Here is a 16,651-nt window from a genome sequence, read left to right on the forward strand (position 1 = left end):
TTGTCCGGCGCCCTCGGTGGGATCGAGGGCCCTGAGAGGAACTGAACACGTGAGTGATGAGGTGGCGGCCGGCTGGGTCCGGCTGCGGCTGGACCTGTCGTACGACGGCAAGGACTTCTCCGGGTGGGCCAAACAGGCCGGAGGGCGACGCACCGTACAGGGCGAGATCGAGGACGCGCTGCGCACGGTGACCCGGTCCGCGCGGACCCATGAGCTGACCGTCGCGGGGCGGACCGACGCCGGGGTGCACGCCCGCGGGCAGGTCGCCCATGTCGACGTGCCCGATGAGCTGTGGGCCGAGCACAAGGAGAAGCTGCTGAAGCGGCTCGCGGGGCGGCTGACGCGCGATGTGCGGATCTGGCGGGTCGCGGAGGCACCGGCGGGGTTCAACGCACGCTTCTCGGCGATCTGGCGGCGCTACGCGTACCGGGTCACCGACAACCCCGGTGGTGTCGATCCGCTGCTGCGCGGCCATGTGCTGTGGCACGACTGGCCGTTGGACGTCGACGCCATGAACGAGGCCGCACGGCGGCTGGTGGGCGAGCACGACTTCGCCGCCTACTGCAAGAAGCGCGAGGGCGCGACCACCATCCGTACCCTCCAGCAGTTCTCCTGGCAGCGGGACGACGCCGGGGTCATCATCGCGACCGTGCGGGCCGACGCCTTCTGCCACAACATGGTGCGCTCACTGGTGGGTGCGCTGTTGTTCGTCGGTGACGGACACCGGCCGGTGCAGTGGCCCGCCACGGTGCTCGCCGCAGGGGTACGGGACTCGGCCGTCCATGTCGTACGCCCCCACGGCCTCACCCTCGAAGAGGTCGGCTACCCCGCTGACGAGTTGTTGGCGGCCCGCAACGTGGAGGCGCGCAACCGGCGTTCGCTGCCGCTGTCAGCCGGCGGGCGCGACGGCTGCTGCTGACGCCTGTGCATTGCCCCGGGCCACGATCTGTCGGAAGACGAACTCGGCGAGGTCATCGCCGGCTTGGAACGCCTTGGTGTCGCCCGTCACCACGTCCTTGCCCGTGGTGTAGCCGGTGGTGGTGAAGTACGCGTACCTGCCGTAGGAGTTGGCCGTGAAGCGGCAGGTAGGACCGGCCTTGCAGAAGGTGTTGACGCCCGCCCCCGCCAGGGGGGCGAGGTTCTGTCCGCGCACCCGCTGTGCGATGGCGGCCTTCGCCTCGCTCTCCTTGCCGAAGACGGCCACTCCCACGGTGACCGCCACCCCGTCCTTGCTGTAGGTGGCGCGGAAGACCTGGTCACAGCCGTTACGGGCGAGCACCGGCCCGAGACCGCCCTGCACCGCCGCGGTACAGGTGCCGGTGCGGGCCGTCGCCCCCTTGGCGTACGAGCGCCCGGTCATCGTCAGCTTCCTGCCGGGGAAGAGGGTGTCGACGCTCAGCGGGGCGGTGTCCTTCGTCTCGCTGGAGATGAAGTCCTTGGGATCGGGCGGGGGAGCGGGGGCGACCGAGGAGAAGGACGGGTCGGGACCGCCGCTGCCGCTCGGCAGGTTCTCCGGGCCGGGCAGTTCGCTGGAGGTGTTCTGCGCACGGTCGTCGCCGTCGTCGTTGGAGCTGACGATCGCCGTGGCCACGATTCCCGCGATCGCGGCCGTGGCCAGCGCCCCACCACCGATCATGAGCCAGCGCCTGCGGCGGGCCCGGGCCGCGGACGCCTCGGCCAGGGCCGCCCAGTCCGGTGTGTCAGGATCCCCCGCCGACCGCTGCGCACCGAACGGATCGAACCGATCGGGCGCTCCCTGACGGGAGTTGTACGGGTCGTGATGCTGTCCGCCGGACCCCCACTGAGGTCCCCCCTGGCCAAAGCTCATGCTGCGAATCCTAAACCGGTTGGGGTTGCGCGGGAGGGGCCGTCACTATGGGGGACATGGGACATCTCGAAGCAGCACACCTGGAGTACTACCTACCCGACGGGCGGGTGCTGCTCGCGGATGCCTCGTTCCGAGTGGGCGACGGGGCGGTGGTCGCCCTGGTCGGAGCGAACGGCGCAGGCAAGACGACCCTGCTGCGGCTGATCTCCGGGGAGTTGCAGCCGCACAGCGGCACGGTCTCCGTCAGCGGTGGCCTCGGGGTGATGCGCCAGTTCATCGGTTCGGTGCGCGACGAGCGGACCGTACGTGACCTGCTGGTGTCCCTCGCCCAACCCCGGGTGCGGGAAGCCGCAGCCGCGGTCGACGCCGCCGAGCAGCGCATCATGACCGTCGACGACGAAGCCGCGCAGATGGCGTATGCGCAGGCGCTCAGTGACTGGTCGGAAGCGCGCGGCTATGAGGCCGAGACGGTCTGGGACATGTGCACCGTGGCGGCGCTGGGTGTGCCGTACGACAAGGCGCAGTGGCGACTGCTGGGCACGCTGAGCGGCGGTGAGCAGAAGCGGCTCGCCCTGGAGGCACTGCTGCGCGGCCCCGACGAGGTCCTGCTGCTGGACGAGCCGGACAACTATCTGGACGTACCCGGTAAGCGCTGGTTGGAGGAGCGGCTGAAGGAGACCCGCAAGACGGTCCTCTTCGTCTCCCACGACCGTGAGCTGCTCGCCCGTACCGCACAGAAGATCGTCAGTGTGGAGCCGAGCCCCGCGGGGTCGGACGTCTGGGTGCACGGCGGCGGGTTCGCCACGTACCACGACGCCCGCAAGGAGCGGTTCGCCCGGTTCGAGGAGCTCAAGCGGCGTTGGGACGAGGAGCACGCCCGGCTGAAGGCGCTGGTCCTGCGGTTGCGGCAGCAGGCGGCGATCAGCCCGGACATGGCGTCGCGGTACCGGGCGATGCAGACCCGGTTCAAGAAGTTCGAGGATGCGGGCCCGCCGCCGGAGCCGCCGCGCGAGCAGGAGATCCGGATGCGGCTGCGCGGCGGCCGGACCGGGGTGCGTGCCCTGACCTGCACGGGTCTGGAGCTGACGGGGCTGATGAAGCCGTTCGACCTGGAGGTCTACTACGGCGAGCGGGTCGCCGTGCTCGGCTCCAACGGCTCGGGCAAGTCGCACTTCCTGCGGCTGTTGGCGGGCGATGGATCGGTGGCCCACACGGGCACGTGGAAGCTGGGTGCCCGGGTGGTGCCCGGGCACTTCGCACAGACCCACGCCCATCCCGAACTGCTGGGCCGGACCCTGGTGGACATCCTGTGGACCGAACAGGCCAAGGACCGGGGCGGTGCGATGTCGGTCCTGCGCCGCTATGAGCTGGAGCGGCAGGGTGACCAGCCGTTCGACAAGCTCTCGGGCGGGCAGCAGGCGCGGTTCCAGATCCTGCTGTTGGAGCTCGCCGGTACGACGGCGCTCCTGCTGGACGAGCCGACGGACAACCTCGACCTGGAGTCGGCCGAGGCTTTGCAGGACGGGCTTGAGGTGTACGACGGAACGGTGCTGGCGGTGACGCACGACCGTTGGTTCGCGAAGTCCTTCGACCGCTATCTGGTGTTCGGTTCGGACGGGGTGGTGCGGGAGACCGACGGCCCTGTGTGGGACGAGCGGCGGGTGGAGCGCGCCCGGTAGCTCCTGGGCGGCCCGGGCGGTGTTCGGGGCCGTCAGCGGGACTGGAAGGCGTCCAGGGCCACGCTGAGGGCGAGGGCGAGCCTGCGGTCCAGGGCCGGATCGTGGATCTGGACGCGGTAGCGGTCCCGCACCCCCCACATCCGTTCGACGCTCAGGACGGGTCGGTCCTGCCGTACGAAGTCGAAGTGGAAGACGAACGGCAGGGGGACGGTGAACGGCAGGACGACATCGGCGACCTTCCCTATCCGTCGGGCGATGGCGATGCCCCCGCTGCGTTCGGTGCCCACCGCCGGCAGTCCGTCTTCGGGGGCGAGCTGCCAGGTGGAGCGGAGCAGTGACGACGTGACGTCCTTGCGGAAGGAGCCGATGGCCTCGCCGTCCCTGCCGGTGACATCGCAGGTGGGTCCTAGGTCCATGACGTTGCGGGCGCGGTAGGTGCAGATCTCCTCGGTGCGGTCCTCGCCGCTCCAGAGGGTGACCCGTTCCTTGAGGGCGAGCCGCTTCTGCTCGGCGAAGGCGAGGACCGTGCCGCCTTCCGGAGTGGCGACCAGATAGCGGTTCACCATCGGCGTGATCTTCTGGGTGACGAGGAACTCGCTCAGCTGCTGCATGGCGGGACCCTAGGAGAAGTGAGAGGGGCGTCACAGGCGCCGGAAGTGGGCGCAGGGGTCGACTTTCGTCGTTCTTGTCGTTCGTGTCTTCGTTCGTGTCTTTGGTCGTGCTGAGGGGTCCGGGCTTCTCGTCGGGATCGGCGGGCGACCATGGCGGGGGACCGGCCGGTCTGCTGTTGGGTCCTACGCCTCAGAGCCCGGGGGCTGGGGGCTGGGGGGCTGAGGGCTGGGGGGCTGAGGGCTGGGGGTCATGGGATGCACGGACACGGCCTTGGCGTAGTCTGACGGCTCCTGGGGCTCAAGCGTTTTGCGATGGCGGTGACCTGCGGTGATTTCGCCGTGTGTCCCACCCTTTGCGAAGCGTCGCGGCACCGGACCTCGGAGAGGTGCGACAACCGCGTTTTGACCCTTCCGGCGGGCCCCGGGTAAGCTTCTGCTTCGTTATGCGTATTGGCTTGCTCTATCTCACGTGAGGGGCCCTTACGCCGGTCCACCGGTCAATGACCAGCGGTAGACATCCGGGTTGCGTCCCCGAGGTGTCACCAGAGCTGTTGTGATCGACCGGGCGGCCTTGTCAGGACCCACTCTCCGGGCTTTCGGGCCCAGGGAGACCCACTCACTGAAGAAGCGAAGGCTACGACCGTGCGTACGTACAGCCCCAAGCCCGGCGATGTCACGCGCCAGTGGCACATCATCGACGCGCAGGACATCGTCCTGGGCCGTCTGGCGACAACGGCAGCGAACCTCCTCCGGGGCAAGCACAAGCCGATCTACGCCCCCCACATGGACATGGGCGACTTCGTCATCATCATCAACGCCGACAAGGTTCACCTGTCCGGCAACAAGAAGACCCAGAAGATGGCGTACCGCCACTCTGGCTACCCGGGCGGTCTGCGTTCCGTCCGCTACGACGAGCTGATGGCGAAGAGCCCGGAGAAGGCCGTTGAGAAGGCCATCAAGGGCATGATCCCCAAGAACACCCTGGGTCGCCAGATGCTCTCGAAGCTGAAGGTCTACGCGGGCGAGAACCACCCGCACGCTGCGCAGCAGCCTGTTCCGTTTGAGATCACCCAGGTCGCGCAGTAGTTCCGGCCACCCCCTAAGACGAAAAGAATCTGAGGAGCATCGTGGCCGAGACCACCGCTGAAATCCCCGTCGAGGGCGAAGAGACCTACGCAGAGGTCACCACCTTCGAGTCGGAGGTGCCCGTCGAGGGCGAGTTCACCTCCGAGTCCCTCGCATCCCGCTTCGGCGACCCCCAGCCGGCCGCCGGTCTGGGCCGTCGCAAGAACGCCATCGCCCGCGTCCGGATCGTTCCGGGCACCGGCAAGTGGAAGATCAACGGTCGCACCCTTGAGGACTACTTCCCCAACAAGGTGCACCAGCAGGAAGTCAACGAGCCCTTCAAGGTGCTTGAGCTCGACGACCGTTACGACGTTGTCGCCCGTATCTCGGGTGGCGGCGTTTCCGGCCAGGCCGGCGCCCTGCGCCTCGGTGTGGCCCGCGCGCTGAACGAGGCGGACGTGGACAACAACCGCGGCCCGCTGAAGAAGGCAGGCTTCCTGAGCCGCGACGACCGTGCGGTCGAGCGCAAGAAGGCCGGTCTGAAGAAGGCCCGCAAGGCTCCGCAGTACAGCAAGCGCTAATCGCCTGCTCGGTCTGTTCTTTTACGTACGCCCCGGCGGCACCCAGTGCCGCGGGGGCGTACGTTTTTCCATGACCACTGGGACCACTGGTCGTAGAACGGGCTTGAAGCGTTCATAAGCTTGCATTCTCGGAGCATCACGAAGCTTCACGGAGTATTTCGGAGGACAGCTGTGGGACGACTCTTCGGCACGGACGGTGTGCGCGGTGTCGCCAATGCGGACCTGACGGCGGAGCTCGCGCTCGGTCTCTCGGTCGCCGCGGCGCATGTGCTCGCCGAGGCGGGGACCTTTGAGGGGCATCGGCCGACCGCCGTGGTCGGACGTGATCCGCGTGCGTCGGGAGAGTTCCTGGAGGCCGCCGTGGTGGCGGGGCTCGCGAGCGCGGGAGTGGACGTACTGAAGGTGGGCGTGCTGCCGACGCCAGCAGTCGCCCATCTCACCGGTGCACTCGGTGCCGACCTCGGCGTGATGCTCTCCGCCAGCCACAACGCCATGCCGGACAACGGCATCAAGTTCTTCGCCCGCGGCGGCCACAAGCTCGCCGACGATCTGGAGAACCGCATCGAGACGGTGTACGAGCAGCACCGCACCGGCGCGCCCTGGGAGCGCCCGACCGGTGCGGGCGTGGGACGGGTGCGCGACTACGACGAGGGCTTCGACACCTACGTCGCCCACCTCATGTCCGTACTGCCCAACCGGATCGACGGGCTGAAGGTCGTCCTCGACGAGGCCCACGGGGCAGCGGCGAAGGTGTCACCCGAGGCATTCGCCCGGGCCGGGGCCGAGGTCATCACCATCGGCGCCGCCCCCGACGGACTCAACATCAACGACGGCTGTGGATCGACCCATCTGGACCAGCTGAAGGCCGCTGTCGTCGAGCACGGGGCCGACTTCGGCATCGCGCACGACGGTGACGCCGACCGCTGCCTGGCCGTGGACGGCTCCGGCGAAGAGGTTGACGGGGACCAGATCCTCGCCGTGCTGGCCATCGCCATGCGCGAGGCGGGAACACTGCGCGGGAACACCGTCGTCGCCACGGTGATGTCCAACCTCGGCTTCAAACTGGCGATGGAACGCGAGGGTCTGGAGATCGTGCAGACCGGTGTCGGCGACCGGTACGTCCTGGAGTCGATGAAGGAGCACGGCTACGCGCTGGGCGGCGAACAGTCCGGACACGTCATCGTCCTCGACCACGCGACCACCGGCGACGGCACGCTGACCGGTCTGATGCTCGCCGCCCGGGTCGCGGCGACCGGCCGTTCCCTGGCCGACCTCGCGGCGGTGATGGACCGGCTGCCCCAGGTCCTGATCAACGTTCCCGACGTGGACAAGTCCCGTGTGCACACCTGTGCGGAACTGGCGAACGCGGTCACGGACGCCGAACGCGAACTCGGCGCCACCGGACGGGTGCTGCTGCGCCCATCGGGCACCGAACCGCTGGTGCGGGTCATGGTGGAGGCCGCGGACATCGAGCAGGCCCGATCGGTCGCCGGGCGGCTGGCGGACGCGGTGAAGTCCACGCTCGGATAGACATCGGACGGATGGGGGACCGCTGCTCGTCGCCCGGGCGCCGGACGGGCCAAAGGCATCGTGCAGCGGTCGCACCCAACGCCGTCGACAGGAGCGCTGTTCCCGGCGAGAACGTACGGGCCGGCCGGAACCCGCGGAAGGGGCCGTACGGCTCCGGCGGTCGACTGGTGTCCGCCGGTGGCGCCTCGTACCTCCCCGGCCCCTGATGGGGCCCTCAGATGCCCCGAAGGCGGGGACCAGCGGTACGGCGGGCCCACAGCGCCTTCTGGACCAGGAGCGTCACCGTACCGGCCAGCACGATCCCGCCCAGGTTCAACAGGAGCTGTTCCGTGGAACCCCACGCCTGGCGGTACTCCTGGAAGCTGAAGGCGACCGCCGCATTGGCCGCGGCCGGCACGGTGGTGACCGAGATCGCCACCCCCACCAGCGCTCCGGACTTCGCCGACGTCAGTGAGAGGGTCCCCGCCACCCCGGCCAGGAGCGCGACCACGAACGAGAACACATCGGGCTGGTAGATGAAGGCGGTGTTGGGCCGGTCCGCCTCCAACTTCGCCGCGTCGAACTGCCCCAGCCACGTCATGAGATGGCTGAAGCCCACCGTGATCACTATGGCCACGGCGAACCCCACGATCAGCGCCGAGAACGAGCGCCACGCCAGCCGTGGAGCGCGCTGCACCAGCGAGGTGCAGAATCCGGCCAGCGGGCCGAACTCAGGACCCACCGCCATCGCCCCCACGATCAGGATCGCGTTGTCCAGGACCACTCCGCAGGCCGCGATCATCGTGGCCAGGGAGAGGAACGCGAGATAGGTGACGGAGAGCGTCGACTCCTCGTGCGTCGCGCCGACGAGCTGCTCCCAGATCACCGCGTCCGCACCTTCGCCCGGAGCTTCCTCCTCGGCGTGGTCGGCCCGGGTGGACAGGGAGAGGTCGATGTCGTCGACGGAGATGGAACCGCAGGCGTCGATCCCGAGGTCCCGCAGGCCCGTGATCAACTCGTCGCCCGCCTCCCGTGCCACATCGCAGAGCACCAGATCGCCCTGGGGGTCACGGGCGGCACCCGGCACCACCACCAGATGGGCGGTGCCGACCGTCTTGTCGATGAGACCGAGGACCTCGGACGTGCGGTCGGCGGGGGTGAGCAGACGCAGGTGCAGCACGCCGTGGGACTCCTCGGGATGGGTGCGGGGTCAGAGCTTGCGCAGTGACAGCCGCTGGACCTTGTGGTCGGGGCCCTTGCGCAGGACCAGCGTGGCCCGGCCGCGGGTGGGTGCCACATTCTCCAGCAGATTGGGCTTGTTGATGGTGCGCCACATCGTGCGCGCGTAGTCCAGGGCCTCGTCCTCGGAGACCTGGGTGTACTTGCGGAAGTACGAGAACGGGTTCTGGAAGGCGGTCTCGCGCAGCTTGCGGAACCGGCTGAGGTACCAGTGCTCGATGTCCTCGGGGCGGGCGTCCACATAGACGGAGAAGTCGAAGTAGTCGGCGAGGCCCACGCGGGTGCGGCCGTCCTTGCCCGGCAGGGCGGGCTGGAGGACGTTGAGCCCTTCGACGATCAGGATGTCGGGGCGGCGCACGGTGAGCTGTTCGCCGGGGACGATGTCGTAGATCAGATGGGAGTAGACGGGGGCGGTGACCTCGTCCTTGCCCGCTTTGATGTCGGCGACGAAACGGGTCAGGGCCCGGCGGTCGTACGACTCGGGGAAACCTTTCCTCGACATCAGCCCGCGGGCCTGGAGCTCCTTCATGGGCAGCAGGAAGCCGTCCGTCGTCACCAGTTCGACCCGGGGGTGCTCCGGCCAGCGGGCGAGGAGCGCCTGGAGGAGCCGGGCCACGGTCGACTTGCCCACCGCAACCGACCCGGCGACCCCTATGACGAACGGGGTGCCGGGCTGCTCGCCCTGTCCGTGACCCGCGTCGCCCAGGAAGGTGTTCAGGGCGCCCCGCAGTTCGCCTGTCGCGCGCACATAGAGGTTGAGCAGCCGCGACAGCGGAAGGTAGACGTCGCGTACCTCGTCCAGGTCGATCACATCGCCCAGGCCGCGCAACTGTTCGAGCTCCTCGGCGGTGAGGGGCAGTGGGGTCCTGTCCCGCAGAGCGCTCCACTCCGCGCGGCTGAGGTCGACGTACGGGGTCGACGGATGCTCTGCCCTGCGAGGCGCACTGTGCGACGGCGAAGTGATCACCTCGCCATTGTGGGCGCTCGGAGTCCGTTGTGGATGGTGGAGAACATCACGGTGAAGCGGGCTTGCCCACCAGCACCGTGCATGGAGTGCACGATGCACGCATCGCCTTAGCCCCGGCCCGTCGGTTGCTTCCGCCGTACGGGTGGGTGCCCAGCGGCTGGACGGGTGCCTGCGGGCTACCTGCTGACCGCCCGTCGTGCCACGCCCGGGTGGGCCGAGGGGGTTGGCCTTAGGCTGCGGGCATGTGCGGAATCGTGGGATATGTCGGTGGACAGTCGGCTCTCGACGTCGTCATCGCGGGGCTGAAGCGGCTGGAGTACCGCGGCTACGACTCGGCGGGCGTGGCCGTGCTCGCCGACGGGGGCCTTGCGACCGCGAAGAAGGCGGGCAAGCTCGTCAACCTGGAGAAGGAACTCAAGGACAGACCCCTGCCCGACGGCTTCAGCGCGATCGGCCACACCCGGTGGGCCACCCACGGAGCCCCGACCGACCTCAACGCCCACCCCCATCTGGACAACGCCGGACGGGTCGCCGTCGTCCACAACGGAATCATCGAGAACTTCGCCGTCCTCCGCGCCGAACTGGCCACCCGAGGGCACGAGCTGATCTCCGAGACGGACACCGAGGTGGTCGGCCATCTGCTCGCCGAGTCCTTCTCGTCCTGCGGGGACCTCGCCGAGGCCATGCGCCAGGTCTGCCGACGGCTCGAAGGGGCGTTCACCCTGGTGGCGGTGCACAGCGATGCGCCCGACGTGGTCGTCGGAGCCCGCCGCAACTCGCCGCTGGTGGTCGGGGTCGGAGAGGGCGAGTTCTTCCTGGCGTCGGACGTGACCGCCTTCATCGACCACACCCGGTCCGCGATCGAACTCGGCCAGGACCAGGTGGTTGAGCTGCGCCTCGGCGGGGTGACCGTCACCGATTTCGCTGGTGCGGCGGCCGAAGTCCGCTCCTATCACGTGGACTGGGACGCCTCGGCAGCCGAGAAGGGCGGCTACGACTACTTCATGCTCAAGGAGATCGCCGAGCAGCCGAAGGCCGTGGCCGACACCCTCCTCGGACGTATCGACACGACCGGGGCACTGCGGCTCGACGAGATCCGCATCCCGGCGTCGGTGCTCCGCGAGGTCACCAAGGTCGTGCTCGTGGCCTGCGGAACCGCCTTCCACGCGGGACTGATCGCGAAGTACGCCATCGAGCACTGGACCCGCATCCCGTGCGAGGTGGAGCTGGCGAGCGAGTTCCGCTACCGCGATCCCATCCTGGACGAGCGGACCCTGGTGATCGCCATCTCCCAGTCCGGCGAGACCATGGACACCCTGATGGCCCTGCGGCACGCCAGGGAGCAGGGCGCCCGGGTGCTCGCCATCTGCAACACGAACGGCTCGACGATCCCCCGGGAGTCCGACGCGGTCCTCTACACCCATGCGGGGCCCGAGGTCGCCGTCGCCTCCACGAAGGCGTTCCTCACCCAACTGGTGGCGTGCTACCTGGTCGCCCTGTATCTCGGACAGTCACGCGGCAGCCAGACGGCCGACGAGGTGCGCACCGTGATCCGGGAACTGGCGGACATTCCCGACGCCGTCGGGCGGGTGCTTCAGACCATGGGCCCCGTACGGGAACTGGCGCGCTCGCTGGCGCAGAAGGACACCGTCCTCTTCCTCGGCCGGCACATGGGCTACCCGGTGGCGCTGGAGGGAGCGCTCAAGCTGAAGGAACTGGCGTACATGCACGCCGAGGGGTTCGCCGCCGGAGAGCTCAAGCACGGCCCCATCGCACTGATCGAGGAAGACCTGCCGGTGGTGGTCGTGGTGCCCTCCCTGCGCGGCCAGCCGATCCTGCACGACAAGATCGTGTCGAACATCCAGGAGATCAGGGCACGGGGTGCCCGGACCATCGTGATCGCGGAGGAGGGCGATGGCACGGTGGAGCCGTACGCGGACCATCTGATCCGCATCCCGGTCACTCCCGCGCTGCTCCAGCCGATGGTGACTACCGTTCCCTTGCAGGTCTTCGCCTGCGAGTTGGCGACGGCCCGCGGCAACGAGGTGGACCAGCCGCGGAACTTGGCGAAATCAGTGACAGTGGAGTGAGTGAGTGATTATCGGGGTGGGGATCGACGTCGCCGAGATCGACCGGTTCGCGGCGTCCTTGAGACGTACGCCGGCGATGGCCCAGCGGCTCTTCCTGACGAGTGAGTTGTTGCTGCCCAGCGGCGAACAGCGCGGATACGCCTCCCTGGCCGCCCGGTTCGCCGCCAAGGAGGCCGTGGCGAAGGCACTGGGCGCACCGAGCGGACTGCACTGGACGGACGCCGAGGTGTACGTCGAGGAGAGCGGGCGGCCCCGTCTGAGGGTGTACGGGACGGTCGCGGCGTGCGCGGAGGCGCTCGGGGTGCGGTCGTGGCACATTTCGTTGAGCCATGACGCGGGGGTCGCCTCTGCCATGGTGGTGGCCGAGGGGTAGGCGCAGTTCACACGGTTCACCATGAGCATCCGTCGCATCGGGCCCGCGTTCATATCGGGCCCGCGTTGTGCCGGGCCGTCCAAGCACAAGACGCGGCCCCCTCCCGGCCGATGAACGGGAGGGGGCCGCGCCGGCTGGCCTACGCCTGTGTCCTGCGGCGTAGGGCCACCGCTGCCGCGCCCAGGGCGGTGAGTGCGGCTGCGGCGATGGAGAGGGGGAACAGCGTCGAACCGGTGGCGGCCAGACTGCCGCCCCCGCCGACGGAAGCGCCCCCCGCGCTCCCGCCCATGCTGTTCCCGCCCCCGTCGGTGGTCCCACCGGAGTGTGCGGTGGGATCGGGCTCGGGGTCCGTCCCGCCCGAGGCGCCGGCGGTGTCGGTGGGTGCGGTGGGGTCGGTTGGGTTGTCGGTTGGTTCCTCCGTGGGCCCGTCCGTCGGTTCTTCGGTCGGTGTGGGCGAGGGCTCCGGGATCGCCGACACGGTGAGTTCCGCGGCGTCGGAGCGGGTGCTGCCGACCGGGTTGGAGAACACGGCCCGATAGCGGTTGCCGTCGTGCTCGGTGGCCGCCTTGAACGCGAACTCCGCGCCGGTAGCGCCCGCCACCGGCTGCCAGATCTCGCCCCCGTCCGTACTGACCTCCCAACTCGCCGTGGGAGCGGGGAAGCCTTCCGCTGCCGCACGGAACACGGCCTGCTGGCCCACCTGGACCGAGACGGCCTTCGGGAGGGTGGTCACGGTCGGTGAGACCTGGCGCTGGGACTGGGCCACCGTGCCCGACGCGACGGTGAACAGCGTGTGCCGCCCGTGGTCCAGGGTCAGTTCGTCCGGGCCGTCACCCGTGGTCAGGGTCTCCGTGACCTTGTTGTGCACCGGGTCGACCACGGCCACCGTGCCCGCGGTGGTCTGGGCGGCGTACAGGGTCTTGGTGCCCGGGTCGTACGCGAGCGACCTGGGGTTGGCGCCCACGGTCAGGGTGCCGGTGACCTCGTTCTTCCGGAGGTCGACGGTGAAGACCGTGCCCGCGGCCAGGTTGGCGACGTAGCCAGTGGCCGTCGTGGAGTCCACCGCCACGCCCATGCTGCCGAGTGCGGTGGTGCCCAGGCTGAGGCTGCTGGCGAGCTTCCCGGTGGCGCCGTCGATGGCGTTGAGCACATTGCGGTAGACCAGGGCGCCGTTCTCCATCGCACCGCCCACGTAGGTGACGTAACCGATGTGCCGCTCGGTGTCGACGGCGAGACCCGCCGGCAGGAACGGGAGGGCCACGGGGTCACCGACCGCACGCCAGGTCCCGGTGTCGTACACCGTCACCGAACGGGTCTGCTGATTGGTGACGTACAGCCGGTTCGCTCCGGGGTCCACGGCGAGGTGCTTGATGTTGCCGGTGACCGTGGCGAGGCTGTCGGTGAAGACCTTGGTGGCGGTGTTGTAGGAGGCGACCCGGTCGGTCAACCCCAGGTAGAGGGTGGTGCGCTCCTGGTCGAAGGCCATGACCGTGGCGGGTCCCGGCAGTTCGACGGAGGCGCCGACGACCTCGCCGGTCGTGGTGTCGTACGTCGTCAGCCGGCTCTGGGAACCGCTGTCGGAGCTGATGTGGAGATGTCCCCTGGCCGGGTCGACCTCGGCGTCGTTGGCGCCGCCGAGAGCCGGGGTGATGGTGCGTACGGCCTGGTGGCGCACCGTTCCGGCCGGGACCTCGGGGGTGGGCTCACCGCCGCTGCCGAAGGTGATGGGGACGATGACGTCCTGGTCGCGGTCGGCGGAGTGGGTGTGGTCGGCACGGGTGACGACGGCGCACGCCCGCTGGGTGCAGTCGGCGCTGCTGTCCTTGGCCTTGAGCGTCATCTCCAGGGTGAAGGAGCCCTTGCCGTCGCTCTGGACGGTGAACGGCTTCACCAGGTCACGGGCGTAGTCCGGTGGATTGCTGGAGATCCAGTACGACGATCCCGAACTGCCGGACATATCGGTTCCACCGAGGCAGGGGCTCGGCGCCTCACCGGGCTTGGGGACTGCGCACAGGGCGAGGTAGACGCCCTTGTCCAGCGCATAGCCCGATCCGGTGACGGTCACCTTCTGGCCAGTGGGGTCGATGTCCTTGGTCGCGGAGACGGTCAGCTTCTGCCCGGTGGGGCCGGTGGCCCCGCCGGGGTCGGCCGTCGCCGCGCTGCTGCTCGTGGCGGCGCTGATCGAGGCCGCCGCGATCAGCAGCGCGGCGGCCGTCAATCCGCTGGTTCGGGTTCTGTCGGTACGAGGTCTCATGATCAGGAGAAGGTCACCGGAACGTAGACGTCGTACTTGCGGTCGTTGCTGTCGAAGTGGTCGGCACGGGTGACGATCGCGCACGTCACTCCGGACTGGCCGCACGTGATGGTCGAGGAGATCTGGGCCTTGACGTGGATCGACACCGAGAAGCTGCCCCGGCCGCTGGCGACCGTGTACGGGGAGGCGTTGTTCGGCGACATCCACCACCAGTCGCTGTTGACCCAGTGCGAGGCGCCGGTCGTGCCCGCCTGGTCCTGACCGCCGAGACAGGGGGTGGGCTTGCTGGTCCAGGTGGCGGGATTGCTGACGTTCACGCCTGCGGGGACTACGCACAGTCCGACGTAGACGCCCTGGCTCGGGTTGTAGCCGCTGCCGCTCACCGTGACGTTCGTGCCGGACGCGGCAGCCGTGGACGGCGCGGTCACGGACAGGTTGTAGGTCGAACCGCCGTCGGTGATGGTGCGATTGACGGTCGCTGCAGAAGCGGGGGCTGCCAGTGCCACCGTGAGGGCGACAGCTCCCAGGGCGGCCGTGGCGACGCGGCCGGCGGTGCGAGCGAGCGTACGCATGGGGGATACACCTTTCGCAGAACGGACGTCGAGGCAAGTCCTGTTAGGTAAGGCAAACCTAAGTTGAACCAAGAGTGGCGTCAAGCCTGCACCGCCCTCCCCGGTCTCCACCGCCCCCACGGCTTCATCGACAACTCAGCCAACGGCTGGCGCAATTGGGCGGCACGGGCATCGCGAGGGGCGGGGAGACGCGCCCTGGGGCAGACTCGAACGCATGCGTACCGCTCACCGCGTGGAGACCGTCAGAACCGCAGAAGCCGCACTGATGGCCCGGCTTCCGCCCGATGCATTGATGCACCGGGCCGCCGCCGGACTCGCCGCCGCCTGCGCCGATCTCCTCGGCCGGGTGTACGGAGCACGGGTCGTCCTCCTCGTCGGCAGCGGAGCCAACGGGGGCGATGCGCTCTACGCGGGCGTACGCCTCGCCCGTCGCGGAGCGGGTGTCCGCGCCGTGCTCCTGGCACCCGAACGCACCTACCCCGGTGCACTCGCCGCCTTCACGTCCGCCGGCGGGCGGATCGCCGACGACCCCTTCGAGGTACTGGCTACGGCCGACCTGGTCCTCGACGGCATCACCGGCATCGGCGGCCGGGGCGGGCTACGGCCCGAGACCGTTCCCATCGCCCGCGCGGCCCGCGGATCCAACGCCGTGATCGTCGCCGTCGACCTGCCCAGCGGTGTTGAAGCCGACAGCGGGGAAGTCACCGGCGAAGCCCTCCGCGCCGACGCCACCATCACCTTCGGCACCCACAAACCGGCACTGCTCATCGACCCGGCACGTGAATACGCGGGGACCGTACGGCTCATCGACATCGGGCTCGACGCCGAACTGCCGTCCGTGCCCGATGTCGAGGCGCTCCAACACGAGGACGTGGCACAACTCCTGCCCCGCCCGTCCGCGGAGAGCGACAAGTACCGCCGCGGAGTCGTCGGCATCGTCGCCGGGTCCGCCCGCTACCCGGGCGCGGCGGTGCTCGCCGTCGCCGGGGCACTGCGCGGCGGGGCCGGAGCAGTGCGGTACGTGGGGCCGGCCGCCGACGCGGTGATCGCCCGCTTCCCCGAGACCCTGGTCCACGCCGGGCCACCCGCCAAGGCCGGCCGTGTGCAGTCCTGGGTCGTCGGTCCCGGCCTCGGCGAGGACATCGGGGCGGTGGCGGAAACCCTCGCCACCGATGTGCCCGTCCTCGTCGACGCCGACGGACTGCGACTGCTGGACGCCGACGTCGTCCGCCGCAGGGCCGCGCCCACCCTGCTCACCCCGCACGCCGGGGAAGCCGCAGCACTGCTCGGCACCACCCGGGACCAGGTGGAGTCGGCGCGGCTCGCCTCCGTACGGGAACTGGCCGAACGCTACGGGGCAACAGTGCTCCTCAAGGGCTCCACCACCCTGATCGCCTCCCCCGAACCAAGGACCGCCGTACGGGCCAACCCCATGGGGACGCCGTGGCTGGCGACCGCTGGGAGCGGGGACGTGCTCTCGGGGCTGGCGGGCTCGCTGCTGGCAACCGGACTCAACGCCCGGGACGCGGGCTCGCTCGCGGCCTACCTCCACGGCCTATCAGCCCGCCGGGCAGCGAGCCACGGCACACCGATCACGGCTTGGGAGGTGGGGGAGGGGGTGAGATTTTTGGGGTGAGGGGGGTGGCTGTTTTCGGGTGGGGCCCGTGCGTGGGTTTCCGCCCTGGGGGGCGGGGGTTCTGTCCTCAAGCGCCGGACGGGCTGAGGTGGGGCCAGAGCCGCGGGCCTGGCTGTTTCCGGGTGGGCCCGTGCCTGGTTTCCACCTTGGGGGGTGGAGGGTTCCGTCCTCAAGCGCCGGACGGGCTGGGTGTTTCCGGGTGGAGCGTGTGTTGTGGGGCTGCTCTGTGGGGGTGCGGGTCTTGGGG

Annotated in this window: 14 protein-coding genes; 8 read left to right on the forward strand and 6 right to left on the reverse strand. The window is 69.5% G+C overall.

Annotation, left to right across the window (positions count from 1 at the left end; all coding sequences use genetic code 11):
- Positions 1–49 precede the first annotated feature (49 nt).
- Positions 50–919, forward strand: coding sequence for a tRNA pseudouridine(38-40) synthase TruA (truA, locus tag ACFXJL_RS28225; protein WP_384696961.1), 870 nt, complete (start codon positions 50–52; stop codon positions 917–919).
- Here truA and ACFXJL_RS28230 read toward each other — a convergent pair.
- Positions 890–1,828 carry a hypothetical protein gene (locus ACFXJL_RS28230; protein WP_384631763.1) on the reverse strand — a complete coding sequence of 313 codons (939 nt, stop codon included), beginning with the start codon at positions 1,826–1,828 and terminating at the stop codon, positions 890–892. The two genes, truA and ACFXJL_RS28230, sit on opposite strands and share 30 nt — an antisense overlap.
- A 56-nt stretch (positions 1,829–1,884) precedes the next feature.
- Between ACFXJL_RS28230 and ACFXJL_RS28235 the strand changes: the two genes are divergently transcribed.
- Positions 1,885–3,507 (forward strand): ABC-F family ATP-binding cassette domain-containing protein, encoded by a 1,623-nt coding sequence (locus tag ACFXJL_RS28235; protein WP_384631761.1) that lies wholly within the window; start codon positions 1,885–1,887, stop codon positions 3,505–3,507.
- A gap of 32 nt (positions 3,508–3,539) precedes the next feature.
- Here ACFXJL_RS28235 and ACFXJL_RS28240 read toward each other — a convergent pair whose 3' ends face one another.
- Positions 3,540–4,118: a hypothetical protein gene (locus ACFXJL_RS28240; protein WP_384696965.1), complete on the reverse strand. Its 579-nt coding sequence runs from the start codon at positions 4,116–4,118 to the stop codon at positions 3,540–3,542.
- Between the two features lie 642 nt (positions 4,119–4,760).
- Between ACFXJL_RS28240 and rplM the strand changes: the two genes are divergently transcribed.
- The 3 genes from rplM (at position 4,761) to glmM (ending at position 7,294) form a co-directional block, all read left to right on the forward strand.
- Complete coding sequence (gene rplM, locus ACFXJL_RS28245) at positions 4,761–5,204, forward strand: 50S ribosomal protein L13 (protein WP_358876471.1); 444 nt, start codon at positions 4,761–4,763, stop codon at positions 5,202–5,204.
- Positions 5,205–5,245: 41 nt separating this feature from the next.
- Positions 5,246–5,764 carry a 30S ribosomal protein S9 gene (gene rpsI, locus ACFXJL_RS28250; protein WP_358876470.1) on the forward strand — a complete coding sequence of 173 codons (519 nt, stop codon included), beginning with the start codon at positions 5,246–5,248 and terminating at the stop codon, positions 5,762–5,764.
- A 171-nt stretch (positions 5,765–5,935) separates the two neighbouring features.
- Positions 5,936–7,294: a phosphoglucosamine mutase gene (gene glmM / locus ACFXJL_RS28255; RefSeq protein WP_358876469.1), complete on the forward strand. Its 1,359-nt coding sequence runs from the start codon at positions 5,936–5,938 to the stop codon at positions 7,292–7,294.
- A 214-nt stretch (positions 7,295–7,508) separates the two neighbouring features.
- On the opposite strand, the gene ACFXJL_RS28260 is transcribed toward glmM, so the two are convergent.
- Both ACFXJL_RS28260 and coaA read right to left on the reverse strand, forming a co-directional pair.
- A complete protein-coding gene (locus tag ACFXJL_RS28260) occupies positions 7,509–8,453 on the reverse strand; it encodes a DUF389 domain-containing protein (protein ID WP_358876468.1) in 945 nt (314 codons plus the stop codon).
- A 30-nt stretch (positions 8,454–8,483) separates the two neighbouring features.
- Positions 8,484–9,479 (reverse strand): type I pantothenate kinase, encoded by a 996-nt coding sequence (coaA, locus tag ACFXJL_RS28265; RefSeq protein WP_329022248.1) that lies wholly within the window; start codon positions 9,477–9,479, stop codon positions 8,484–8,486.
- A gap of 242 nt (positions 9,480–9,721) precedes the next feature.
- Between coaA and glmS the strand changes: the two genes are divergently transcribed.
- Together glmS and ACFXJL_RS28275 are read left to right on the forward strand one after the other, a co-directional pair.
- The gene (glmS, locus tag ACFXJL_RS28270) at positions 9,722–11,569 is read left to right on the forward strand and encodes a glutamine--fructose-6-phosphate transaminase (isomerizing) (RefSeq protein ID WP_384696971.1); all 1,848 of its coding nucleotides are present in this window, start codon (positions 9,722–9,724) and stop codon (positions 11,567–11,569) included.
- Positions 11,570–11,573: 4 nt separating this feature from the next.
- Positions 11,574–11,942: a holo-ACP synthase gene (locus ACFXJL_RS28275; protein ID WP_329022251.1), complete on the forward strand. Its 369-nt coding sequence runs from the start codon at positions 11,574–11,576 to the stop codon at positions 11,940–11,942.
- Between the two features lie 139 nt (positions 11,943–12,081).
- On the opposite strand, the gene ACFXJL_RS28280 is transcribed toward ACFXJL_RS28275, so the two are convergent.
- Together ACFXJL_RS28280 and ACFXJL_RS28285 are read right to left on the reverse strand one after the other, a co-directional pair.
- Positions 12,082–14,196: an endoglucanase gene (locus tag ACFXJL_RS28280; protein WP_384696974.1), complete on the reverse strand. Its 2,115-nt coding sequence runs from the start codon at positions 14,194–14,196 to the stop codon at positions 12,082–12,084.
- Positions 14,197–14,198: 2 nt separating this feature from the next.
- Positions 14,199–14,768, reverse strand: coding sequence for a hypothetical protein (locus tag ACFXJL_RS28285; RefSeq protein WP_358876465.1), 570 nt, complete (start codon positions 14,766–14,768; stop codon positions 14,199–14,201).
- A 214-nt stretch (positions 14,769–14,982) separates the two neighbouring features.
- Here ACFXJL_RS28285 and ACFXJL_RS28290 point away from each other — a divergent pair, with 214 nt between their 5' ends.
- Positions 14,983–16,404, forward strand: a complete 1,422-nt coding sequence (locus ACFXJL_RS28290) for an NAD(P)H-hydrate dehydratase (protein WP_384696979.1) — start codon at positions 14,983–14,985, stop codon at positions 16,402–16,404.
- Positions 16,405–16,651: the final 247 nt, after the last annotated feature.

It is taken from the genome of Streptomyces sp. NPDC059256, assembly GCF_042753785.1.
Taxonomy (GTDB): Bacteria; Actinomycetota; Actinomycetes; order Streptomycetales; family Streptomycetaceae; genus Streptomyces.